We start from the raw sequence: 24891 nt of genomic DNA, 5'->3' as shown, positions 1-24891 counted from the left end.
GGCGGCCTCGTCGCTCCGGATGCCCCCGTTGCCCCGGGCGGCCTGCTGCTCCGGGCGCCTCCGGCAGCCTGTCGCGCCTGTCGCCTCCCCGGCGCCCCCGGCGCCCTGCGCCTACGCCTCCAGCATCCTGCGCAGCAGGTCCCGCAGGGACAGTCGCTCCGCGTCCGACAGCCCCGCCAGTGGTTCGCGCGCGAAGCGCAGGCCCTCGCGCAGGTCGCGGGCGACCCGGCGGCCCTCGTCCGTCGCCGCGGCCAGCTTGACCCGGCGGTCGGCCGGGTCGGGCCGCCGCTCCACGAGCCCGCGCGCCTCCAGCCGGTCCACGATCCCCGTCACGTTGGACGGCTCGCACTTCAGCTTCTGCGCCAGCTTCCGCATCGGCAGCGGCTCCAGCGACAGCAGACTGAGCAGCCGCGCCTGCGCCCCGGTGAGCGCGTGCTCGCCCGCCGCCTCCTCGTAGTCCGCGTAGAAACGGGCCACGACGTCCCCGATGAGCTCGACGACCTCCAGGGTCAGGGCGTCGGTACGGCGGGTCTTCGCTGGGCTGGGCTGTGGCGTGGACATGCGCTCCAGAGTACCGCGTTACTTGACATCATGAAATATTCAGGAGCATGGTTGTTTCAGATACTGAAGTAGTTTCGGAAAGGCGCATGTCATGATCAACCGCGAGTGGCACCTGCTCAGCCGTCCCGTCGGCTGGCCGAAGCCCGAGGACTTCGCCCTGGTCGAGGCGGAGGTCCCCACGCCGGGTGAGGGGCAGGTGCTGGTACGGAACACGTACCTCTCCGTCGACCCGTACATGCGCGGCCGGATGAGCGCCGCCAAGTCCTACGTCGCCCCCTTCGAGCTGGGCAAGGTCATGCAGGGCGGCGCGGTCGGCGAGGTCGTCGAGTCGAACGCCGAGGGCATCGCGGCCGGCGACCACGTCCTGCACTTCTTCGGCTGGCGTGAGTACGCGGTCGTGGACGCGAAGAACGCCGTCAAGGTCGACGCGGCGGCCGCGCCCCTGTCGACGTACCTCGGCGTCCTCGGCATGACCGGCCTCACCGCCTACGCCGGCCTGCTGCGCACCGCCTCCTTCAAGGAGGGCGACTCGGTCTTCGTCTCCGGCGCGGCCGGCGCGGTCGGCAGTCAGGTCGGCCAGATCGCCAAGCTCAAGGGCGCCTCGCGGGTCATCGGCTCGGCGGGCTCGGACGACAAGGTCAAGCTCCTGGTCGAGGAGTACGGCTTCGACGCGGCCTTCAACTACAAGAACGGCCCGGTCGCCGAGCAGCTGCGCGCCGCCGCCCCCGACGGCGTGGACGTCTACTTCGACAACGTCGGCGGCGACCACCTGGAGGCGGCCGTCGGCCAGCTCAACCGGGGCGGCCGGATCGCGGTCTGCGGCATGATCTCCGTCTACAACAGCACCGAGCCGGTCCCCGGCCCGAAGAACCTCGCCCGGCTCATCCAGACCCGCGGCCGGATCGAGGGCTTCCTGGTCGGCGACCACTACGACCTGCAGCCGCAGTTCGTCGCCGAGGTGGGCCCGTGGGTGGCCTCCGGGCGGCTGAAGTACCGCGAGACGGTCGTCGAGGGCATCGAGAACAACCTGGAGGCGTTCCTCGGGGTCCTGCGCGGCGACAACACCGGCAAGATGATCGTCAAGCTGTAGCGGAGCCGCGACCGCTCGCCGGCGCGCCGGAGGCGAAGTCCCATCAGCGGCGGGCGCGCACGCCGCCAGTGACGTGGCGTTCCGTCTCGGCGGCGGCTGCAGCCGGTTCACCGCCACGGTCGGCGTCGACGACGAGGTGGCGCCGTACGGGTCGGTCGTCTTCTCCCTGGTCGGGGACGGCGGGGACGGGGACGCGCATGATCACGCGGACTGGGGTGGGGCGAGGCTCGCGTGCGGTGAGCAGGCCGCGCCCCTGAAAGAAGGGGCGCGTCCGGGCGAGGCACTCACATGGCCAGGGTCGCCTTGTGTACGGCCAGTGCGAAGCGGGCGTTCTCGGGGGCAGCGCCCCCCGGGAACGCGAACCTCCGCCTCGTGTAGCCGTAGGCGATGCCGCTGCGCGGGTCCGCGAAGGCCTGGGAGCCGGCCGCTCCGCTGTGGCCGATCGTGCCCGCGCCGAGGAACGGGTGCCAGGTGTCGGCCGTCGCCTGGAAGCCGAGGCCGTACGACTTGTGGGCGCGGGCCACCAGGTCGTACCCCACGGAGTGGATCTGGCCGAACTCCGCCACCGTGTCCTCCTTCAGCAGCGGGGCCTCGCCGTCGACCTCGCTGATCAGGGCCGCGTACATCCCGGCCAGGCCGCGTGCCGACGCCACCCCGCCGACGGAGGCGGGACCCTTGGCGCGCAACCGCCGGTCGTTCGGGAGGGCCGCCAGGTCCGTGGGCTCGGCGGCGTGCTCGTTGAAGGCGATCCCCGCGAGGGTCTGCGGGCCGGACGGGACGGAGTCGAGCAGGGCCCGCTGGTCGGGTGTCGGCCGCATCGGCTGGGTGGTGCGGAAGCGCGGCTCGTGCGCGGCCGGCAGCCCCAGGAAGAAGTCGAGGCGGTACGGCGCCCGGACCCGCTCCTCGTACACGTCCTGGAGGGTACGGCCGGTCGCGCGCCGTACCACCTCGCCGGTGAGCGCCCCGATGACCAGGGCGTGGTAGCCGAAGGCCGTGCCCGGCCGCCAGAACGGCCGCTGGTCGGCGAGGCGTTCGGCCATCGCCCGGTCGTCGGACAGCTCCTGCGGGCTGAACCCGGTGTCGGTGCCGACCAGGCCCGCCCGGTGCGCTAGCAGGTCCCGCAGGGTCAGCGTGCCCTTGCCCTCGGCGGCGAACTCCGGCCAGTAGTAGGTGACCTTGCGGTCCAGCTCCAGCGTGCCGTCCTGCACCAGCATCGCCACGACCAGGTGCGCCGCCCCCTTGGTGGACGAGAAGACGCCGTACAGGGAGCCCCCGTCGACCCCCTCGCCCGCCCACAGGTCGACGACCCGCCGGCCGTGGACGTAGGCGCACAGCTGTCCCTCGTAGTCGGCCGGTCCGTCGGCGACGAAGGCGGCGAACTCCTCGCGCACCGTCTCGAAGCCCTCCGCGACCGTGCCCTGGACGGTGATCTCCTGCGTCATCCGTTCTCCTCAACCGAGTCGCCCGGAGGCGGCTCCCACTGTGAACAACGCCCTACCCACCTGGGCGACCTACCCCTTCCTCGGATCGGTACGGCGAGATGCACCTGTTCGACTCAACCAGGGTGTGACGAGGGCGGACTCACCGCGGGGGCATGCGCCCGCGGAGCCCCGGTAAAGTTTTCGTCATGCGTGATCTCGGGGCGGGTTTCGGTTATCTCCTCAAGGGCCAGCGGTGGGTCGCCCGGCACGGCCGGCAGTTCGGTCTCGGTCTCCTGCCCGGCCTGATCACCCTCGTCCTCTACGCGGCGGCCCTGGTCGCCCTCGCGATATGGGGGGAGGACGTCGTCGCCTGGGCCACCCCGTTCGCCGACGACTGGTCCAGCCCCTGGCTCGGCCTCTTCCGCGGCTTCCTCACCGCCGTCCTGTTCGCGCTCGGCCTGCTGCTCGCCGTCCTCACCTTCACCGCGGTCACGCTGCTGATCGGCCAGCCGTTCTACGAGAACCTCTCCGAGAAGGTCGACACCGACGTCTCGCCCGACGGCACCGCTCCCGAGTCCGGGCTGCCGTTCTGGCGCGAGCTGTGGGTCTCGGCCCGGGACAGCCTGCGCATCCTGGTCCGCGCCTGCCTCTGGGGCGTGCTCCTCTTCGCCCTCGGCTTCCTGCCCTTCGTCGGGCAGACCGTCGTCCCCGTCGTCGGCTTCTTCGTGACCGGCTTCTTCCTCACCGAGGAGCTCACCGCCGTCGCCCTCCAGCGCCGGGGCGTCGACCTGCGCGCCCGGCTCACCCTGCTGCGCTCCCGCAAGACCCTGGCGTGGGGCTTCGGCACCCCGCTGGGCCTGGCCTTCCTGGTCCCGTGCGTCGCGGTGTTCCTGATGCCGGGCGCGGTCGCGGGCGCCACCCTCCTCGCCCGCGAGCTGCTGGGCGAGGAGACGGCCGTGGAGGACGAGCGGGCGGACGAGCCCGTCAGCTCCTGAAGCCCGCACCGGCCGCCACGGTCACCGTCGGCCGCCACCGTCGTCAGGGCGTCCCCGGGATCTCGTGGGCGGTTGTGAAGGGTTCGTACGAGATCGCGGCGACGCGCCCGGATGACCGGCCCTCGGCGCACCGCCACGGCTAAGGTCGGAACGGGACACGTCCCCCCTGAGCAGCCCCGGTCCGGGACCTGACCCCTGGACCGGGGCTTGCGCGTTGCCGGGAGCGTCAGTCCCGCACCCCGAAGCCGTACACCGTCGTCGAGCGGTAGACGCCGCCCGGCTCCAGACGGGTGCTCGGGAACTCCGGCCGGTTGGGGGAGTCCGGGAAGTGCTGGGTCTCCAGGGCGACACCGTCGCCGGGGGCGAAGGGGCCGGTCAGGTGCTCGGCGGTGTAGAGCTGGATGCCGGGTTCGGTGGTGGCGACGGTGAGGGTGCGGCCGGACGCCGGGTCGTACAGCTCGGCGATCTCCACCGGATCCTCCGTCACCCCCTTGTCGAGGACCAGGTTGTGGTCGTAGCCGGAGCCCACCTTGCGGTCCGAGCGGAAGTCGAAGCGGCTGCCCGAGACGTCCTCCAGCACCCCGGTCGGGATCAGGTCGCCGTCCACGGGCGTGTAGCGCGAGGCCGCGATCCGCAGTTCATGGCCGCCCGCGTTCCCGGAGCCCGCCAGGTTGAAGTAGCTGTGGTTGGTGAGGTTCACGACGGTCGGCGCGTCGGTGACCGCCTCGTAGGAGATGCGCAGCGCGCCCGAGGCGTCCAGCGTGTACGTCACGGCGACCTCCAGACGGCCCGGGAACCCCTCCTCCCCGTGCGGGCTCACCCGGGACAGCCGCACCCCGTGCTCGACGGCCGCCGCCTCCCACACCCGCTTGTCGAAACCGCGGGCGCCGCCGTGCAGGGAGTTGGGCGCGTTGTTCGGTTCCAGGGCGTAGGTCACGCCGTCCAGGGGGAAGCGGGCCCGCGCGATCCGGTTGGCGTACCGGCCGACCAGGGCGCCGAAGTAGGGCCCCGGGTGCGCCAGGTAGCCGTCCAGGTCGGCGAACCCCAGCACCACGTCCGCCGTCCGCCCGGCCCGGTCGGGGACCTCGGCCGACTGCACGATCCCGCCGTACGACAGCACCCGCACCCGGGTCCCCGCGCGCTCCAGCGTCCAGCGGTGCACCGCGGTGCCGTCGGAAAGTGTGCCGAAAAGTTCACTCATGGGGAAACCCTAAGCCAAGGGTCTAGTCCACCGGGTCCTTGGCGGTGATGGTCCGGTAGGCGATGGCGGCGAGCTTCGACTGGCCGTCGGTACTGGGATGGAACCAGTCCCAGCGGCTGAGCTGACCGGTCCCGAAGCGGTACGCGTACACCGCCCCGCCGTCGAACCGGCACCGCCGGTCCTTGGCGCAGACCTCCTTCAGCACCTCGTTGTACTCCTCGACGCGCCGCTGCACCTTGTCCCGGCGCAAGGTCGCCGCGCTGGTCAGGTCGTCCGCGTCGGACAGCATGGAAGGGCAGATGCCCAGCTTCCACACCTGCTTGCCCAGCGGGTTGGTCCGCCCCTCGGACCACAGCCGCTTCAGGTTCGGCACGCTCGCCACGTACACCTGCGTCTTCGGCAGCGCCTTGCGCAGGGTGCCCAGCGCGTCCTCGAACTCGCGGCGGAAGTCCGCCGCCGAGGTCATCGCCCGCACCGACGTGCGACAGGCGTCGTTGGCCCCCACCATCACCGTCACCAACTGCGGCCGGTGCGCGGCCGCGTCGGCCATCTGGGCGGGCAGGTCGGCCATCCGGGCGCCGGTCTCCGCGTAGTTCCAGCTGCGGTCGGCCGCCCCGGCCCGCCCCAGCAGCCGGACCGCCAGGCTGTCCACCTGGTCGCTGGTGCCGGTCGCCCAGGACACCTCCGGGCAGTCCGAGAGCACCGTGCAGGCGTCGAAGCCACGGGTGATGGAGTCACCGACGGCCGCGATCGAGGCCGGGCTGCGGTCCCACACCTGCACCGTCCGCGCGGCCCGCGCCCGCTCGCTCTTCGCCGCCGCCGGGGAACCGCCCAGGGCGTCGCACCCGGCCACCCCCAGCGCGGCGGTCACGGCGACGGCGCCTGCCAGGGCACGCGAACGCCGGCGTCGCTGCTTGCCCATACCCCGTCGGTCCTCTCCGTCGCCCAGTTCGTCCCCCTTCATAACAACGCACGGGAGTTCCCGCCCGCCCCCTGCAACGGACCACCCCCGCACAAGCGTCCCCCTGGGTGAATGGCGAGGGTTTCCTGGCTGCGGGACCGACGGTACGTCACACTCCTTGCGCCGCCGCACGGTAGCCTCGCCATCAACGCGGCCGTCGTGCCACTGCCGCCAGCCAGCAAGCAAGATGTCCCGCTCTGCCCGGAGGTTCCGGTGACGACACGTGGAGTTCTGTACGTGCACTCCGCGCCGCGCGCGCTGTGCCCGCACGTCGAGTGGGCCGTCGCCGGGGTGCTCGGCACGCGCGTCAACCTCGACTGGATCCGCCAGCCGGCCGCGCCCGGCACCTGGCGCTCCGAGTTCTCCTGGCAGGGCGAGGTCGGCACGGCCTCCAAACTCGCCTCCGCCCTGCGCGGCTGGCACCTGCTCCGCTTCGAGGTCACCGCCGAACCCTGCGCGAAGGCCGAGGGCGAGCGCTACAGCTGCACCCCCGACCTCGGCATCTTCCACGCGGTCACCGGGATCCACGGCGACATCCTCATCCCGGAGGACCGCCTGCGGGCCGCCCTGACCCGCGCTCAGCGCGGCGAGACGGCCCTGGAGGCCGAGATCGCCAAGCTGCTGGGCAAGCCGTGGGACGACGAACTGGAGCCGTTCCGCTACGCGGGCGAGGGCGCGCCGGTGAGGTGGCTCCACCAGGTGGTGTGAGCGCCGTAGCCGTCTGCCGCGCCCCTGAAGGGGCGCGGGGAACTGCGCGACAAGCCCTCACCGGGCGGTCGGCCGACAACGAAACGCACTGTGGCCCGAACTCCGTCCGACGGAGTCCGGGCCACAAGCCTTGGCGCAGCGTTGCTCACATGGTCCGGAACGCAAGGACCACGTTGTGGCCCCCGAACCCGAACGAGTCGTTCAGCGCGGCGATCCTGCCCTCGGGCAGCTCCCGTGCCTCACCCCGCACCACGTCCGCGTTGACCTCGGGGTCGAGATCGTCGAGGTTGATGGTCGGCGGAGCCGTCCGGTTCACCAGCGCGAGGATCGACGCGACGGTCTCGATACCGCCGGCACCGCCCAGCAGGTGACCGGTCATCGACTTGGTCGCGGAGATCGCCATGTGGTCGACGTCGTCGCCGAACACCTTCCGCAGCGCCTTGATCTCGGCCACGTCCCCCTGCGGCGTCGACGTCGCGTGCGCGTTGACGTGCACGATCTCGGCCGGCTTCAGGTCCGTGTTGTCGAGCAGGTTCTGCAGCGCGTGCGCGATCCCGTTGCCCGACGGCTCCGGCTGCGTGATGTGGTGCGCGTCGGCCGAGATGCCCTGGCCGACCGCCTCCGCGTAGATCCGGGCCCCGCGCGCCTTCGCGTGCTCCTCGGACTCCAGGACGATCACGCCCGCGCCCTCACCGAGGACGAAGCCGTCACGGCCGGAGTCGTAGGGACGCGACGCGCCCTCGGGGTCGTCGTTGTTCTTGGACATCGCCATCATGTTGCCGAACGCGACGATGGGCAGCGGGTGGATCGCCGCCTCGGTGCCGCCGGCCACGACGACGTCCGCACGGCCGGTGCGGATCATCTCGATGGCGTACCCGATGGCCTCGGCGCCGGAGGCGCAGGCCGACACGGGCGTGTGCACGCCGGCCCGCGCACCCAGCTCGATACCGACGTTGGCGGCCGGCGAGTTGGGCATCAGCATGGGCACGGTGTGCGGGGAGACACGGCGTACGCCCTTCTCCTTGAGCACGTCGTACTGGTCCAGCAGGGTCGTCACACCGCCGATGCCGGAGGCGATGACGGCGCCGACCCGGTCGGGGTCGGCGGCCGCGTCCTCGCCGGCCTTGGCGGTGAAGCCGGCGTCCTGCCAGGCCTCCTTGGCGGCGATCAGCGCGAACTGCGCGGACCGGTCCAGCTTGCGGGCCTGCGGGCGCGGGATGATCTCGCCGGGTTCGACGGCGATCTGCGCCGCGATACGGACGGGCAGGTCGGCCGCCCAGTCCTGCTCCAGGAGGCGGACGCCGGACTTGCCGGCGACCAGGGCCTCCCAGAACGAAGCTGCGTCGCCACCCAGCGGTGTGGTTGCGCCGATACCGGTGACGACCACGGTGCGATTGGTCGGGCTCACGGGAATTCTTTCTCCAACGGATACGGGATTCGACGGCGCCACCGCCGGGTGGCGGGGCATTGCAGCCGGAGGCTGGCTAACTGCCTCAGGCCTGGTGCTTGAGGATGTACTCGGTCGCGTCACCGACGGTCTTGAGGTTCTTGACGTCCTCGTCCGGGATCTTGACGTCGAAGCGCTCTTCGGCGGCGACGACGACCTCGACCATGGACAGCGAGTCGACGTCCAGGTCGTCGGTGAAGGACTTGTCCAGCTGGACGTCCTCAACCGGGATGCCGGCGATCTCGTTCACGATCTCGGCGAGACCTTCGACGATCTCTTCCTGAGTGGCGGCCATGTCAGGCGCTCCTTCTTAGATGTTCCAGACGGTTGCTGCGGTACTGCGAACGGCGATCCGTTCCGGATGCATGATCCGGCACGGAGTGCCTAGGGGAGGGTAACGACAGTGGCGGCGTAGACGAGACCCGCCCCGAACCCGATGACGAGCGCGGTGTCGCCGCTCTTCGCCTCGCCGGTCGCCAGGAGCCGCTCCATCGCGAGCGGGATCGAGGCGGCCGAGGTGTTGCCGGTGGTGCGGATGTCACGGGCGACCGTGACGTGCTCCGGCAGCTTGAGAGTCTTCACCATCGAGTCGATGATCCGCACATTGGCCTGGTGCGGGATGAAGACGTCCAGGTCGTCCGCGCTGATTCCGGCCGCGTCCAGTGCCTGCTGCGCGACCTTCGCCATCTCGAACACGGCCCAGCGGAAGACCGCCTGGCCTTCCTGCGTGATCGCCGGAAACTTGATGTTGCCCTGGCTGTCCAGCGGAAGCGCCGACCGGTCACCGAAGTGGAGCCGGTCCCAGGGGATCGTCTGCTTGATGGTCTCCGACTTGTCGCCCTCGGAGCCCCAGACCGTCGGGCCGATCGCCGGCTCCTGCGAGGGGCCGACCACGACCGCGCCCGCGCCGTCGCCGAACAGGAAGGCGGTGGCCCGGTCCTCCAGGTCGGTGAGGTCGCTCAGCCGCTCCACGCCGATGACGAGCACGTACTCGGCGGAACCCTCCACCACCATGCCCTTGGCGAGCGTGAGGCCGTAGCCGAAGCCCGCGCAGCCGGCCGAGATGTCGAAGGCGGCGGCCTTGTTCGTGCCCAGCTTGTCGGCGATCTCGGTGGCGACGGCCGGGGTCTGGCTGAAGTGCGAGACGGTCGAGACGACCACGGCGCCGATCTGCTCGGCGCCGATGCCCGCGTCCGCGATCGCCTTGCCGGACGCCTCGATCGACATCGCGGCGACCGTCTCCTCGGGGCCCGCCCAGTGCCGGGTCTCGATCCCGGAGCGCGAGCGGATCCACTCGTCGGACGAGTCGATCGTCTCCAGGATCACCTCGTTGGGCACCACGCGGGTCGGGCGGTAGCCGCCGACACCGAGGATGCGCGCGTACGGGGCACCCTTGCTGGGCTTGATCTTCGACATCGCAATGGGCTCCTGATTCAGCTGTGCTCGGCGATGAGCTCGCGGGCCGCGTCGAGGTCGTCGGGGGTCTTCAGCGCCAGCGTCTTCACGCCGGGCAGGGCGCGCTTGGCCAGGCCGGTCAGGGTGCCGCCGGGACACACCTCCAGGAGGGCGGTGGCACCGAGCTGCTGGAACGTCTCCATGCACAGGTCCCAGCGGACCGGGTTGGCGACCTGGCCGACCAGGCGGTCCACGATCTCCGCGCCGGACGCGACGGCCTGCCCGTCCTTGTTGGAGACGTAGGTGAACTTCGGGTCGAGCGGCGCGAGCTGCGTGGCCGCCTCGGCCAGCTTGTCGACCGCGGGGCCCATGTGATGCGTGTGGAAGGCACCGGCGACCTTGAGCGCCACGACCTTGCGGACGCCCTCGGGCTTGTCCTCGTTCAGCGCGGCGAGCTGCTCCAGGGTGCCGGCCGCGACGATCTGGCCCGCGCCGTTGATGTTCGCCGGGGTCAGGCCGAGCTTCTGCAGGTGCGCGACGGAGACCTCCGGGTCGCCGCCGAGCAGCGCCGACATACCGGTCTCGGTGATCGCGGCGGCCTCGGCCATCGCGAGCCCCCGCTTGCGCACGAGGGTCAGCGCGGCGTTGTCGTCCAGGACGCCCGCGAAGGCGGCGGCGGTGATCTCACCGACGCTGTGCCCGGCGACCGCGCCGGGGGCCACGTCCGTGATGGCACCGAGTGCCGCGCCGGAGACGAGCCCCGCCGCGACGAGCAGCGGCTGGGCGATCGCGGTGTCGCGGATCTCGTCCGCGTCGGCGTTCGTGCCGTAGTGCACCAGATCGAGACCGATGGCGTCCGACCAGGCACGCAGACGGTCCTCGACACCGGGAAGGTCGAGCCAGGGGGTCAGGAAGCCAGGCGTCTGGGCGCCCTGGCCGGGAGCGACGAGTACGAGCACTCTCACACTCTCTCTTGGGGACGGCCACGGCCGCCCGTGGGGACAGGGACGAAGAACACGAGGGGGTTTTGTGGACCCCCGACAAAATCCTATGGCTGGAGATCTCCATCGACCAGACGCCCCAGGATCAGCGCGATCCGCAGTGTGAAGGCGGATCGTACATCGGACGGTGACCATCCGGTGACGTCAGTCACACGTCGAAGCCGGTAGCGCACGGTGTTCGGGTGAACGAAGAGCATGCGGGCCGCGCCCTCCAGGCTGCTCGCCTGTTCCAGGTAGACGCTCAGTGTTTCCAGCAGCGCCGAACCGGCTTCTTCCAGTGGTCTGTAGATCTCCTCCACCAACTGCTCGCGGGCGCTCGGATCGCCCGCGATGGCGCGCTCCGGAAGCAGATCGTCCGCCAGTACCGGCCGCGGCGCGTCCTGCCAGGCCGAACACGCTTTCAGCCCCGCGGCGGCCGCCTGCGCGGACCGGGTGGCGGCCAGCAGGTCCGGTACGACCGGCCCCGCGACGACCGGCCCGGCCGCGAACGGCCCGATCAGCGACTTGGCCACGGCCAGCGGGTTGTCGCTGCCGCCCGCGATGACGACGAGCCGGTCACCGAGCACTCCGGTCAGCACCTGCAGCTTGGCGTGCCGGGAGGCCCGCCGGATCGCCTCCACGGTCAGCTCGCTGTCCCCGTCGGGCGCGGTCCCGAGCACGACGCACACATGGTCGGGCGAGTTCCAGCCCAGCGCGGCGGCCCTGCTCACCGCGCCCTCGTCGGCCTCCCCGCTCAGCACGGCGTTGACGACCAGCGACTCCAGCCGGGCGTCCCAGGCACCGCGTGCCTCGGCGGCCTGGGCGTACACCTGGGCGGTGGCGAAGGCGATCTCCCGGGCGTACACCAGCAGCGCCTCGCGCAGCACGCTCTCGTCGCCCGGAGCCGCGACCTCGTCGATCGCGCTCTCCATGACCTCGATCGTGGTGCGCACCATCTCCACGGTCTGCCGCAGCGTGATCGCCCGGGTCAGCTCCCGCGGCGCGGTACCGAACACGTCGGTGGAGATCGCCTGCGGGGCGTCCGGGTGCCGGAACCACTCGGTGAAGGCCGCGATGCCCGCCTGGGCGACGAGCCCGATCCAGGAGCGGTTCTCCGGGGGCATGGCCCGGTACCACGGCAGGGTCTCGTCCATGCGTGCGATGGCCTGGGCGGCGAGGCTGCCGGACGACTTCTCCAGCCGCTTCAGGGTCGCGGAGTGCGGGTGGATCTGATGAGCCGAGGGGTCGGAGTTGCGTGTTACGGGTTCGGGCACGGGGACAAGACTGCCTTATCCGGACGGGAGCCTGCGCCGCCGGGTGCCGACTGAGGTCTACCGTGGTGCCGTGATGGACGTCAGGCGCGCGGCGGAGCGCTACTCGGGAGGCGACCCGGCAACCGGCATCGAGTCCCGGCACGCCTTCTCCTTCGGCCCGCACTACGATCCCGGCAACCTGCGCTTCGGGGCGGTCGTCGCCTGCAACGAGGAGCGGCTGGCCCCCGGCGCCGGCTTCGACGAGCATCCGCACAGCCACACCGAGATCGTGACGTGGGTGGTCGAGGGCGAGCTGACCCACCGGGACTCCACGGGCCACGAGACGGTGGTGCGCCGGGGGGACCTGCAGCGCCTGAGCTCGGCGGGCGGCGTCCGCCACGTGGAACGCAACGACGGCCCCGGCCCGCTGACCTTCGTCCAGATGTGGCTGGCCCCCCTCGTCCCCGGCGGCGACCCCTCGTACGACCTCGTCCGCGGCATCGCCGACTCCACCCCCTACGCCGTCCCGCGGGCCGCCGCGATGCTCCACGTCCGCCGGCTGGCCGCGACCGAGCGGACGGCGGTACCGGACGGGGCGTACGTGTACGTGCACGTGGTGCGGGGGGAGGTGCGGCTGGCCGGGGTCGATCTGGGACCGGGCGACTCGGCCCGGATCACCGACGCGAAGGACCTGGAGGCGTCGGGGATCACGGCCGCGGAGCTGCTGCTGTGGGAGATGGCGGCGGGGTGAGGGGGCGGCCGTGGGCACCCTGACCGTCGGGTCGGGAGCACCCACGGCGGCCGGGGTCAGGGGATCTGTTGGTGGAGGGCGGTGACCTGGTTGGGGGTGAGGGCGTAGTTCCAGGCCTGGACGGTGCTGATCAGGCCGGGGAAGAAGTCGGTGTCGGTGTCGTTGGAGAGGGCGCGGCCGATGGTGAAGGCGTTGGCGCCGTTCCATGAGGTGACGCCGGTGGCGGTGGCGGCGAGGCTGCCGTTGACGTAGAGCTGGGCGGTCTTCGTGGTGGCGTCGTAGGTGCCGACCAGGTGCGTCCAGGTGTTGGCGGTCGCGCCGGAGGCGTAGGCGTTCCAGAAGCCGGAGTTGGCGGTGTCGCCCTTGGCGAGGCTCATCGACCAGCCCGGGGAACCGGTGTTGGCGTAGTTGTACTGGAGGTAGAAGGGGCTGTTCTGGGTGCCGTCCTGGGCGGCGACGGTGGCGTTGCGGGTGGGCAGCGAGGAGAGTTTCACCCACGCCGAGACGGAGTAGCTGCCGGTGGTGTCCAGTGCCGGGCCGCTGCCGGCGGCGTAGCCGCTGGTGCCGTCGAAGGCGAGGGTCTCACCGCGGGCGGCGTCGTCGGTCCAGGTGGTGGTGCCGTTGAGGGTCAGGGTGTTGCTGCCGACGCCGGTGGTGTCCTTGACGGTGTAGGGGGTGTCGGTGGGGGCGGTGTCGTTGGCGATGGTGAAACCGTCACCGTCGTCGAGGGACCAGGTGTCGTGCGGGGAGAGAAGGGCGAGGGTCTCGGCGGCGTATCCGGAGTTGGTGAGGTTGACGTGGTCGCCGGTGTCGGCGGCCGAGGCGAGTCTGTTCTCGCCGTTACCGGTGTCGGGGACGGCGAGGGCGGTGTCGAAGTCCGCGTAGTAGACCGGCGGAGTGGACCAGGGACTGCCGAGGTCCATGTCGTCGAGCCAGTCGTTGACGTCGGTGCGGTTGGCGTCGATGGTGCTGGTGCAGGGGTCGTTGGGGGTGGCACCGTCTCCGGCGAAGCCGTCACAGGGGGTGAGGGAGGCCAGTGTGGTGGAGATGCCCCAGCCCTGGAGCTGCTGGACGAGGGCGGTGTAGCCGTTGGCTTCCAGGTCGTCGGGTGTGCTGCCGCCGAGGAGGTCTTCGAGGCCTTCGTAGACCACGACGTTGCTGATGCCGGGCTGGTCGAGGATGTCGCGGTCGATACGGGAGAGGGCCGAGGGGCCGCCGAGGGTCTTGCCGTTGTACGTCTGGGGGTTGTCGGTCATCAGGTCGTTGGATTCGATGCCCTCGGCGATGGTGCCGTAGGGACTGGGGGTGGTGGGCTCGGCGCCTGCCAGGGTGTCGGAGACGCGGCTACCGCTGGCGACGGGGGTGGTCTTGGGCTGGAAGGCGTCGATGAGTCCGTCACCGAGCACCGCTTGGGTCGGGGTGTGGCCGGTGGTGACGTCGACGTTGGTGACGAGGTCGGTGAACCAGCCCTGCAGGGTTCCGGTGCTGCCGGCGAAGGGGGTGCCGGTGGTGTCCGTGGTCTTGTCCCCGGCGCCGGTGACGGTGACGTACTGGTAGGCGTTGTTGGCGAACGAGTGCTGGACCAGGTACGGCACGGAGTTGCTCAGTTGGTAGGAGACGAGGAGGTAGTGGTTGGCGGTGACGGGGAAGGCGAGCGGGTCGCTGTAGACGGAACCGCCCTGGGGGACGGTCACCGACTGGCTGCCACCGAAGGTGAGGGTGGTGGGGGTGGCGGTCGGCACGGCGGAGGGGACTCCGGATCCGGAGTCCTGGGCGATGGTGACGTGACCGATGGACAGCTTGCTGGTGCCCAGGGCGTTGTCGAGCTTGATGCGGACGGTGTTGCCGGAGATCGACGCGGGCAGGGCGATGCGGAAGGTCTGGTTGGAGAAGTTGGCGCCCTGGAAGTTGTACTGGCCCTCGTTGGGGTTGGCCCAGGCGCCGGTCCAGCTCTGACCGGCCGGGGCGGCGGCGGTGGTGCCGGTGGCCTCGGGGGTGCCGGTGGTGGTGTTCCGGGTGGCCATGCTGAAGATGTGCAGTGACTGGGTGTGGTTGCCGATGTGATTGCCCACGTCGGGCAGCGTCACCGAGGCGATGGTCCTGGCCGGGTCGATGGGTACGGAGAAGGCGAAGAGCCGGTGCGGGGAGGCTGCCTGTCCCGCGACGTCGTTGCGGTGCGGCAGGACCACGGCGGCTATGGCGTCGTTGCTGACGCTCCAGTTGGGGACGGTCAGGTCGTATGTCGCGGTGGTGCCGTCGGTGTAGGTGATGGTGCCGGTTGCTGCGCAGGCGTCCACCGGGTCGGTGCCGTTGAAGCAGTAGGAACCGCTCACCGGGGTGCCGGCCGGGACGTAGGGGGCGGTGTCGTCATTGGCGATGGCGCCGGGCATGGACAGCCCCGCGTAGGTGGACGTGGCGAGGAAGGCCAGGGCGCTGCCGGATCCGCTGAAGGGGATGGTCTGGTTGGCGGCCAGAATGTTGTCCTTCTGCCCGGAACCGAACGAGGGCAGGGTGAAAGTGGCCCCGTTGACGGTGACCTTGCCGCCGCTGGCCCAGCCCGCGGCGGTGAGGTCGGTGGCGGAGAAGCTGTCGCCGACACCGTCGATGTCGGCCTGGCCGGGGTTGGTGTCGGCGCTGATGGCGGTGTTGTTGAAGCACGCGGAGAGGCTGGTGCAGGTGGTGCTGTTCGGGTCTCCGGTGGCCAGGAACGGGTAGCCGGTGGCGCCGGAGTCGTCCCCTGCGGCGTCCACGGCGTACACCCACAGGGTGTGCGGTCCCGGGGAGTAGGGAGTGACGGTCACCGCGGCGGCGTTGCTCGTCGCGGGAACTGTCTGGGAAGCGGGCGGGTTGCTGGTGGCGGGCGGCACGTCGACGGAGTAGACGAACTTGGTCGCGCCGGCCCCGCCGCTGGTGGTCACGTTGAAGGTGCCTACGGTGCCGGCCGCGGCGCCCGCGCCCCCGCCGTTGTCGGTATTGGGGTAGAGGTTGTTCTTCGAGGTGACCGTGGGGGCGCTCGGCGCGGTGGGTTCGGCGACGAAGTGGCAGGTGGGGGACTGGGCGTAGGCGGTGGAGTCCTCACCGTCGGTGACCTTGACCTGCCAGTCCACGATCTGTCCGCTGGTCAGCGAACTGATGAAGCTCGCCGGCAGGCTGTAGGCGGCGTAGGAACCGCTGGCCAGGTTGTCGCCGCTGAGCCCGGTGTGCAGGGTGGTGGAGCCGTTGACCCAGTACTGGAAGGTCGCCTGCAGCTTGTCGCCGTCGGCGTCCGAGACCTTTGCCTTCAGTACGGGTGGGGTGCTGGCAATGGTCTTACCCATGAAGGGGTAGTCGGGGCCGCTGGTGTCGCAGGCCGCGTCGTCCGCGCCCGCCACCGCTGCCATCGTCGACTTGGAAGGGGCGGACGGAGGCAGGTTGTAGAAGATCTCCAGGCTGGGGTTGTGCGAGAAACGGGAGAAGCCGCCGTCGTCGCGGCCGCTCTCGGCGGAGTCCTCGCTGAGCGTGGCGGTGAAGCTGGCGGAGTGACCGGCGGCGTTGTGCGCGATCGGGGTGAGCACGTTCAAGCCGTGGGTCACCGAACCGTTCGACGGACAGTACGTGGGGTTGTAGGCGCGGGCATAACCGGCTGAAGTGGAGTAGGTGTTGTAGCCGGGCCGGTTGCTCCAGTCGGTGCCCGATCCGATGCCGCCGGACCAGTGCAGGTTGACCGTGTAGGAGCCGGAGCAGGACGCGGAGTAGATCTCCGTGGCGTTGACGGTCGCGGTGTTGATGTGCGCGCCGAAAATGGTGGACGACAGCTTCCACTGGTAGATCGCGTGCTCTTTGCCGGTGTAGCAGGAGCCCTCCTGCCAGCCGTTGTAGCCGACCCCCAGGTATCCGTTGTCGGCGAGTGAACCGGTCTGGTTGTAGAAGGACTTGTTGGGGCAGCCCTGTTTGACCTCGTCGAAGGCCGGGGCGGCGGGATCGTAGGGGTGCCAGTTGAACGTGGGGTCGATGTAGACCGGGAAGACGGTGGAGCGGGCCTTGAGCATGCGGGAGTCCGGAACAAGTGACAGACCCGAGGCGGACACCTTTGTGCTCACCGGTGCCTCACGGGCGGCCAGACCGGGATGCGCGGCGTCCGAGGGGTCGGCGGCGACCTTGGCCTTGCTCGCCGTATGCGCCTTCTTGGTGGCCGGGGTCGGCAGCACCGTGTTGGAGTCCCACATCAGCGGGCTGGCCGCGTCCATGAGATCCCGGCCCCGAGTGTCGCGCAGCGCGAGGTTGTCGGCGCTGCCCCGGGTCAGGCGACCGCCGGTCACCTGGGTGCCCAGTCGCAGGGTGGCCAGCGCCGGGTTCCGGGCTGCGGCTGGGGACTTGACGACCAGGGTGTCGGTGAAGCCGCCGGCGGCGGTGGCCGAGACCACCAGGTCCACCGAGGGCAGTACGGACCGGTAGATCGCGGAACTGCCCTTGACGACGGGAACGGGCAAAGTCCCTGGCCAGGAGACGGCCATGCGCACGCCGCCGTAGCGGGTCGTGGCTAATGGGGTGCGACCGCCCCCGGAGAAGGACACCGTGCCGTACGCGGTCGCGGCCGGAGACCAGGTGCCGTCACTGTCGTGCCGCAGTGTCATGTCGACGGCGGTCCAACGGCCGTGCCGCTTGGTCCGCACGGGCACGGGGTTGGCCGACAACTGGAACCCGCCGCCGGGACCGGCGGTCACCTGCTGGACGGGGGTCGTCAACGAGCTGACCGCGACGGCCTTCCCGCTCTTCCGGGCTGTCGCCGCAGCGGTCTCCATCGCCGCACGCTGGGCGGCTGACGGGCCGTATCCGTCCGGCAGTTGCGGCAGATCCGATGGCGCGGGCGTGTCGTCGGTGACCGGGGCGGACGCGCCGGAGGAGTAGACGGCCGCGCCCCCGGGGGTGTCGGCATAGGCGGGGGTCAGGCTCGCTGTGGCGGCGACCAGGGCGAGCGCGGTGGTGACGGTGGCGGTGACGGCGGCTCTGCCGCGGCCGGTGGTTCTGCGTGCGCCAGGTATGTGGTGCCATCGCATGGGAGATCCACCTCTGTCCGATCTGAAGATCCAGTGGTTCACGACGCTAGGAGTGCGCTGCTGTGCGTGACCAGAGGGGCAGGGGGGCTGGAGGCGATCATTCCGCCTCATTGACCGCGGAATGTTGACATGTAAGCGACGTAAGAGTCTGGTCATGACTCGGTAGGAGGGTTCGCCGCGTGTGAAGGGGTGGGTAGCGTCCGCTCGGATCGAGTGATCTTCGTGGACACCGAGGGGCGGGACGCTGTGGTTTCTGGTAGACGCCGGAGCAACAAGGCAGTCCGGACGGGCCTGTCCGCACGCGCCTGGCTGAGCCGTATTGCACTGCGCGCCCCCACCGCGGCCCTCGCCACGATGGCGTTATGCGCCGGTGTCTTGCAGGCAACTCCGGCCGACGCGGCCGTTCGGCATCGGGCACCCACCCCGGCGCATGACAAGCCGGTACCGGTCACCGCTGTGGCCTCGCATTACCACCAGCCCAAGCCCATGCCCTCCTATCGCCCCCCGCGCATCTCATGGCCCTCCGGTGCGGCGAACGTCACGCTGAGCGGGACCGGGGCGAAGGCGAAGCAGTCATCTCGCGGGACGATACGCGCCGGGTCGCTCCCGGTGTGGATAGGCCCGGCGAAGGCGGTGTCGAAGAGCGACGCCGCGCAGGCAGGCAGAGCCACGGCCGCCACTCCGGCGGGCGTCGGCGTGCGAGTGCTCCCCCGCAGCACAGCGAGCGCCGCAGGCGTGAACGGTGTCCTGCTGGACCTGGACCGCAGTGACGGCAGCACCTCCGAGAGCCGTGTCGGCCTCACACTGGACTACTCGGCGTTCACTGCCGCCTTCGGCGCCGACTGGGCATCCCGCCTGCACCTGGTCACGCTGCCCGCGTGTGCGGTGACCACTCCACGGCTGGCCCGCTGCCGTACCCGGACACCGCTCACCTCGGCGAACAACAGCACCACGCACCGACTCAGCGCCAACGTCACCCTCCCCGTAGCGAAGACCAGCGCCGCGACGGAACAGGCGTCGGTGCTGCTGGCGGCGACCTCCTCGGCGGGCGGAGGCGGCGGCGACTACTCGGCGACGTCCTTGAAGCCGTCCGGAACGTGGCAGGCCGGCGGAAGCACGGACGCCTTCAACTGGTCCTACCCCATTGACACGCCCTCGGTACCGGGTGGGCTCGAACCGAAGATCTCGCTGGACTACAACTCACAGTCGCAGGACGGTCTGACCTCCTCCACGAACAACCAGGCCTCGTGGATCGGCGACGGCTTCGAGTACAGCCCCGGCTACATCGAGCGGTCCTTCCAGTCATGCCACCAGAACCCGACCGGCACGACCAAGACCCAGGACAACTGCTGGTCCAGCAACAACACGATCACGCTGTCGCTCGGCGGCCAGTCCACCATCCTGGTCAAGGACGACGCCACCGGTGACTGGCACGCCCAGAACGACTCCGACGAACGGGTGCAGTACAAGACCGGGGCCACCAACGGAGCCCAGAGCGGCGAATACTGGATCGTCACCACGGACGACGGCACCCAGTACTACTTCGGGCAGAACCAACTGCCTGGTTACGCCAGCGGAAACACGGCCACCAACTCCGTGTGGACCGAGCCGGTCTACGCCACCGCCTCCGGCCAGCCCTGCTACAACGCGACGTTCGCCAACTCCTGGTGCCAGCAGGCCTACCGCTGGAACCTCGACTATGTCGTCGACGCCCATCAGGACACGGTCTCGTACTTCTACACCACCGAGACCAACTACTACGCCCGTGATCTGGGCACCACCGCCAACACCCCGTACATTCGCGGCGGCTACCTCAACAAGATCATGTACGGGCAGCGGGCCGGCGCGGTGTACTCCACCTCCCCGGCCGGCCAGGTCACCTTCACCGTCAACGGCCGCTGCTCCACCTCCGCCGGCGGCTGTGCGGTCTCAGGTCTGTCCTCCTCGACCGCCGCCAACTGGCCCGACGTCCCCTATGACCTCAACTGCGCCAAGGACGCGGCCTGTTCGATCAACTCACCGACCTTCTGGTCCGAGTACGAACTCACCGGTATCCAGACCCAGGCCCTGGTGGGCACCACCGAGACCAACGTCGACTCCTGGAGCTTCACGCACTCGTTCCCGCCGACCGGCGACGCCACCACCCCCTCCCTGTGGCTGTCCTCGATCGTCCGAACCGGGCAGGACACAAGCGCCGGAGGCTCGACGGCCTCGATCTCCACCCCCGCGGTCAAGCTCAGCGGCACCGCGCTCTCCAACCGTGTCAACGTCACGAACGGCTACCCGCCGATCACCCGGCACCGGCTCAACACCATCACCACCGAGACCGGCGGCATCATCAGCGTCGCCTACTCATCCGCGGCCTGCGCATCCGGAACCCCGAGCGACCCGAGCCAGAACACCAAGCTGTGCTACCCGGCCTACTGGACACCGGACGGCCAGAGCGCACCGATCCAGGACTGGTTCAACAAGTACATCGTCACCGGCGTCACCCAGCAGGACCCGACGGGCGGTGGCGTCAACGACACCGTCGCCACTCACTACTACCCCGTCGGTACCCCCGCCTGGCACTACGACGACAACCCGCTCACCCCCTCCGGCCAGCGCACCTGGAACCAGTGGCGCGGCTACCAGGGCATGCAGGTGATCACCGGCACGGCTCCGGACCCAGTCACCGAGACCGACTACGCCTACTTCCGGGGTATGGACGGCGACACCCTGCCCAACGGCGGCACCCGGTCGGCGAAGGTCACCGACTCACGGGGCGACACGAGTATCGCCGACCTGGACCAGTATGCGGGAACGACCTACGAGACGATCGGCTACAACGGCTCGGGCAGCGGCAAGGTCGTCACCGACACCATCATCGACCCCTGGACCTCCGCTGCGACCGCCACCCACGCCGTGGGCGGCGGCCTTCCGGACCAGCATGCCTACTTCACCGGCGACAGCAGGCAGCGGGTCTACACCCCCCTGTCCTCCGGCGACACCCGTGAGACCGAGACCGACTACACCCACGACTCCCACGGACGGGTGAACCAGACGAATGACCTGGGCGACGTCTCGACCGCCTCGGACGACCTCTGCTCCACGACCACCTTCGCGGACAACACCACCGCCTGGATCCTGAACGCGCCCGACGAGGAAACCACGGTTGCGGTGAAATGCTCGGCCACCCCGTCGCTGCCCGCCGACGCGGTCTCCGACACCCGCACCTACTACGACCTCTCCACCACCCTCGGCGCCGCGCCCTCGACAGGCGACGTCACCATGCAGCAGACGGCCACCGCGTACAACGGCTCCACGCCGACCTTCACCACGATGGCCAGCAGCACGGTGGACCAGTACGGGCGCACCGTGACCGCCACCGACGCGGACAACCGCAAGACCTCAACCGCTTACACCCCCACCACCGGTGCGGAGCCCACCTCGGTCACCGTCACCGACCCGCTCACCCACACGACGACCACCACCTACGACGCTCTGCGCGCACTCCCGCTGAAGTCCACCGACGCCGGCGGATACGTCACGACGGAGCAGTATGACGCGCTGGGCCGACTGACCGCCGTCTTCAAGCCCGGTATAACGTCCGCCGTCTACAAGGACTCCTACGCCCTGTCCAACAGCGCGGCCTCGGTGGTGACCACCCAGACGCTGAACGACGACGGCACCTACCGCACCAGCGAGGTCCTCTACGACGCGCTGTTGCGCACCCGGGAGGTCCAGACCGGAACCGTGGACGGCGGTCGGCTCGTCACCGACACCGTCTACAACACCGACGGCTTGACCGCCAAGACCACCGACCCCTATTACACGACCGGGGCCCCTGGCTCCACCCTGGTTCAGGCGCAGGACGGGCAGATCCCCTCCGAGACCGGCTACCTCTACGACGGCGCAGGTCGGCAGACCGCCGCAATCTCTTACGCCCTCGGCACGGAAACCTGGCGGACCACCATCGCCTACGGCGGCAACGTCACCACCACCGTCCCGCCGGCCGGAGGCTCCGCCAAGAGCGTCCTGACCGACGCGCGCGGCAGGACCACCGACCTGTACGAGTACCACGCCGGTGCTGCGGCAGACCCGGTCAACGACCCGGCCTCGGACTACGACGACACCCACTACACCTACTTCCCCAACGGGAAGCAGGCCACGGAGACCGATGCCGCCGGGAACGCCTGGTCCTGGACGTACGACCTGCTCGGCAACCAGACCTCCGCCACCGACCCGGACACCGGAACCTCGCACTCGACGTACGACAACGCCGGCCAGCTCCTGACGGTGACGGACGCCCGCGGCAAGCAGACCACCTACACCTACGACTTGGACGGGCGAAAGAACTTCGCCTACGACACCACCGGCGGCGCCGCCACATCCACGAGCGACGAGATAGGCGCCTGGACCTACGACACACTGAAGAAGGGCTACCCGACGTCGTCGGTCTCGTACCAGAAGGGCACCACCAGCTCGTCGGTGGCCAGCACGGTCCTCGCCTACAACGGCCTGGCCAAGCCCGCGGCCAGCAAGGAGACCCTGGCGAACCTGCCCTCCAACGAGGCAGCCCTCGCTCCCGCCGCCGGTTACACGACCAGCTACACCTACACCACCACCGGAAACCTCGCCTCGCAGGGCGACCCGACATCCGGCGGCCTGCCCGCCGAGACCGTCAACTACGGCTACGACACATACGGCAGGCCCACCAGCGTCGGCAGCGACGGCGCCACCGCCTCCTGGGACTACGTCACCGCCGTCGGCTACTCCGAGTACGGCCAGCCGCTGCAGTACACGATGGGCCCCTCCGGCTCCTGGGTCGCGCTGTCCCTCACCTACGACCCGCAGACCCGGGCACTGACCGACGCCAAGACGACCGACGCCACAGCGAGCACGGTCGTCGACGACACCAGCTACACCTATGCGGACAAGAGCAGAAGCGTCTCGGCGGGGGCCGGCCTGGTCACCTCCACCACCGACAAGCAGAACGGTGGCGCTGTCAGCGACACCCAGTGCTTCCAGTACGACTACGCCACCCGCCTGTCCGCGGCTTGGACCGCGACCGACCAGTGTGCCGCCACCCCCACTCCGGGCAGCAGCGCGTCCGTCGGTGGCCCGAACGCGTACTGGCAGAGCTGGGCCTACGACGACGCCGGCGACCGCAAGACTCAGACGGACCACGACACCTCGGGCACCACGGCCAACGACACCACGACCACTTACCACTACCCCACCCAGGGCTCGGCCACCGACCAGCCCCACACCCTCACCAGCACCACCGCCACCGGCCCCGACGCCGCGAAGAACACCGCGTCCTACACCTACGACGCATCCGGCGACACCGGCACCATCTCCGGTGGCGCCACCGGTGACCAGACCCTGACCTGGAACGACCAGGGCAAGCTCGCCACCGACACCACCAGCGCCGGCACCACCAGCTACCTGTACGACACCGACGGCAACCTGGTGCTGCGCACCGACCCGGGCCAGGCCACCCTCTTCCTGGGCGACGAGCAACTCGTGGAGAACACCTCCACCGCAGCCCTGTCCGGCACCCGCTACTACTCGCTCGGCGGCACGACGGTCGCTGAACGCTCCAGCACCGGTGACATCCAGTACCTGATCCCCGACCGCCAGGGCACGGACAGCCTGGCCGTCGACTACCAGACCCTGACCGTCACCCGCCGCCAGTACCTCCCCTTCGGCGGCACCCGCGGCACCGCTCCCACCACCTGGCCCGGCGACAAGGGCTACGTCGGCGGCACCCCCGACCCCGCCACAAGCCTGGAAAACCTCGGCGCCCGCGAGTACGACCCGGCCAACGGCCGGTTCCTGTCCGCCGACCCGGTCCTGGAATCCGCTGATCCCACCCAGCTCGCGGGTTACGACTACTCGGGCAACAACCCGACCACCGGGTCCGACCCGACCGGCCTGGACAACTGGTGGGCTGACCCCACCATGAACAAGCCTGTGGTGCCCGGCGCTCCGCCCATCTCGCAGGACCTCGCCAACGCGCAGGGCTTCGGGGACCTCTGCAACGCACACAATTGCTCTGGCTACTCGCCGTACAAGAAGCCCAGCTTCAGGCGCAAGCTCGTCAATGCGATCCAGGACTACGAGCGCAAGGAGCAGCAGCAGAAGTCGAAGCTGCACCAGTGGTGGCAGAGCCTGAAGAACTACGGCAGCGCCATCCTCGACAACGGCCCGAACCTGGTCATCCACGCGGGTGAGACGGCCCTGGGGATCTTCATCACCAACGTCGGGGCCGGCGTGGCCGAAGGCGGGATCGTCGTCTGCCTCTCTGGCATAGGCTGCCTCGTGGGAGCCCCGGCCGCAGCGGCAGGAGTCGCCACAGCCGCAGGCGGCGCCGCGCTGGCGGGCTACGGCACGAAGGGCCTCGCCGACGACATCGGCAAAGTATTCTCCGAAGCGTCCAGCGACGCGTCGTCCGGAAGTGAATCTATAGATCAGCCGGTTACTTCGGCGATCCATGATGATCCGCTTTTGGTCAGGGCTGCTGAGAAAGCCGGTAAGAATCAGCAAGTTCAGAGAGACCTCGATGCGATGCAGCAGCGACTTGCCGAAGGGAATCTCAATCCAGGTATCGGTAACGGTTATCTTTCGGGGACTGACGTGGCGTACGCGCGGAGCAGGGGAGGCGCTCGACTTTTCTTCCGGAATACATCCGACGGAATACAGATTGTTGGAAAATCAGACAAAGGGAATGAGGCCTCGGTGATTTCTAGATTGCAGAAGATATATGGAAAATGAATCTCTGATCTATAGAGATATCGGAACGGCGTCTGCGGTTTTCATGATCGCGCTAAATCAGAGTCAGGAAACCGCCTCGAACTTTGATGTCGTTCTCACTCTTGAAGATGGATCCCGATGGAGTGCAACTGTTCTCACTTTGGCGGAGATCTCTTCGATATGGGAACGGTGGGAGTTGAGCGGCGAGTGCCTGAACGGTAGGTACTTTCAATGTCCCGACCTCCTACTCGTTCGCAATGGCGGGCTGGATGAGACTTGCGAGGTTTTGCTGGACGTGATTACAAATGGAGGTCCCGAAGGCGTTCTGCAACGCCTTGATGACGAAGAGAATTA

The 24891-nt window shown here is 69.6% G+C and carries 15 protein-coding genes and 1 pseudogene; 6 read left to right on the top strand and 10 right to left on the bottom strand.

The features are described 5' to 3' along the window. Positions 1-111: 111 nt before the first annotated feature. The gene (locus AB0M11_RS31360) at positions 112-561 is read right to left on the bottom strand and encodes a MarR family transcriptional regulator (protein WP_365711448.1); all 450 of its coding nucleotides are present in this window, start codon (positions 559-561) and stop codon (positions 112-114) included. Positions 562-652: 91 nt separating this feature from the next. Between AB0M11_RS31360 and AB0M11_RS31355 the strand changes: the two genes are divergently transcribed. Then, the gene (locus tag AB0M11_RS31355) at positions 653-1651 is read left to right on the top strand and encodes an NADP-dependent oxidoreductase (protein WP_365711446.1); all 999 of its coding nucleotides are present in this window, start codon (positions 653-655) and stop codon (positions 1649-1651) included. Between the two features lie 73 nt (positions 1652-1724). After that, positions 1725-1772 (top strand): annotated as a pseudogene (locus tag AB0M11_RS31350) (hypothetical protein); the annotation flags it as partial. Between the two features lie 163 nt (positions 1773-1935). Here AB0M11_RS31350 and AB0M11_RS31345 read toward each other — a convergent pair. Next, positions 1936-3093, bottom strand: coding sequence for a serine hydrolase domain-containing protein (locus AB0M11_RS31345; RefSeq protein WP_365711444.1), 1158 nt, complete (start codon positions 3091-3093; stop codon positions 1936-1938). Between the two features lie 185 nt (positions 3094-3278). On the opposite strand from AB0M11_RS31345, the gene AB0M11_RS31340 reads away from it, so the two are divergent. Beyond that, positions 3279-4067: an EI24 domain-containing protein gene (locus AB0M11_RS31340; RefSeq protein ID WP_365711442.1), complete on the top strand. Its 789-nt coding sequence runs from the start codon at positions 3279-3281 to the stop codon at positions 4065-4067. A gap of 226 nt (positions 4068-4293) precedes the next feature. Here AB0M11_RS31340 and AB0M11_RS31335 read toward each other — a convergent pair whose 3' ends face one another. Continuing rightward, a complete protein-coding gene (locus AB0M11_RS31335; protein WP_365711440.1) occupies positions 4294-5268 on the bottom strand; it encodes an aldose epimerase family protein in 975 nt (324 codons plus the stop codon). A 22-nt stretch (positions 5269-5290) separates the two neighbouring features. Beyond that, on the bottom strand, positions 5291-6190 hold the full coding sequence (locus AB0M11_RS31330) for an SGNH/GDSL hydrolase family protein (protein WP_365711438.1): 900 nt from the start codon (positions 6188-6190) through the stop codon (positions 5291-5293). Positions 6191-6442: 252 nt separating this feature from the next. Here AB0M11_RS31330 and AB0M11_RS31325 point away from each other — a divergent pair, with 252 nt between their 5' ends. Continuing rightward, a complete protein-coding gene (locus AB0M11_RS31325; RefSeq protein ID WP_293998246.1) occupies positions 6443-6937 on the top strand; it encodes a DUF3145 domain-containing protein in 495 nt (164 codons plus the stop codon). 145 nt (positions 6938-7082) lie between these two features. Here the strand turns inward: AB0M11_RS31325 and fabF are convergent, their stop codons facing one another. From fabF to fasR, 5 genes are all read right to left on the bottom strand, one after another. Beyond that, a complete protein-coding gene (gene fabF / locus AB0M11_RS31320) occupies positions 7083-8345 on the bottom strand; it encodes a beta-ketoacyl-ACP synthase II (protein ID WP_365711436.1) in 1263 nt (420 codons plus the stop codon). An 85-nt stretch (positions 8346-8430) separates the two neighbouring features. Next, positions 8431-8679, bottom strand: coding sequence for an acyl carrier protein (locus AB0M11_RS31315; RefSeq protein WP_070027634.1), 249 nt, complete (start codon positions 8677-8679; stop codon positions 8431-8433). Positions 8680-8768: 89 nt separating this feature from the next. Then, positions 8769-9800: a ketoacyl-ACP synthase III gene (locus AB0M11_RS31310; RefSeq protein ID WP_365711433.1), complete on the bottom strand. Its 1032-nt coding sequence runs from the start codon at positions 9798-9800 to the stop codon at positions 8769-8771. A 17-nt stretch (positions 9801-9817) separates the two neighbouring features. Continuing rightward, entirely contained in the window at positions 9818-10738 is a 921-nt protein-coding gene (locus AB0M11_RS31305; protein WP_365711431.1) for an ACP S-malonyltransferase, read from the bottom strand. A gap of 89 nt (positions 10739-10827) precedes the next feature. After that, entirely contained in the window at positions 10828-12033 is a 1206-nt protein-coding gene (gene fasR, locus AB0M11_RS31300) for a fatty acid biosynthesis transcriptional regulator FasR (RefSeq protein WP_365711429.1), read from the bottom strand. Between the two features lie 73 nt (positions 12034-12106). Here fasR and AB0M11_RS31295 point away from each other — a divergent pair, with 73 nt between their 5' ends. Beyond that, entirely contained in the window at positions 12107-12763 is a 657-nt protein-coding gene (locus tag AB0M11_RS31295) for a pirin family protein (RefSeq protein WP_365711454.1), read from the top strand. 56 nt (positions 12764-12819) lie between these two features. Here AB0M11_RS31295 and AB0M11_RS31290 read toward each other — a convergent pair whose 3' ends face one another. Then, positions 12820-17799 carry a LamG-like jellyroll fold domain-containing protein gene (locus AB0M11_RS31290; RefSeq protein WP_365711427.1) on the bottom strand — a complete coding sequence of 1660 codons (4980 nt, stop codon included), beginning with the start codon at positions 17797-17799 and terminating at the stop codon, positions 12820-12822. Positions 17800-18534: 735 nt separating this feature from the next. Between AB0M11_RS31290 and AB0M11_RS31285 the strand changes: the two genes are divergently transcribed. Continuing rightward, complete coding sequence (locus tag AB0M11_RS31285; protein ID WP_365711425.1) at positions 18535-24558, top strand: RHS repeat-associated core domain-containing protein; 6024 nt, start codon at positions 18535-18537, stop codon at positions 24556-24558. The last annotated feature ends 333 nt before the right edge of the window (positions 24559-24891 follow it).

The organism is Streptomyces sp. NPDC051987, from assembly GCF_040680735.1.
Classification (GTDB): Bacteria; Actinomycetota; Actinomycetes; order Streptomycetales; family Streptomycetaceae; genus Streptomyces.
This window is presented reverse-complemented; position numbering and strand designations above follow the sequence as displayed.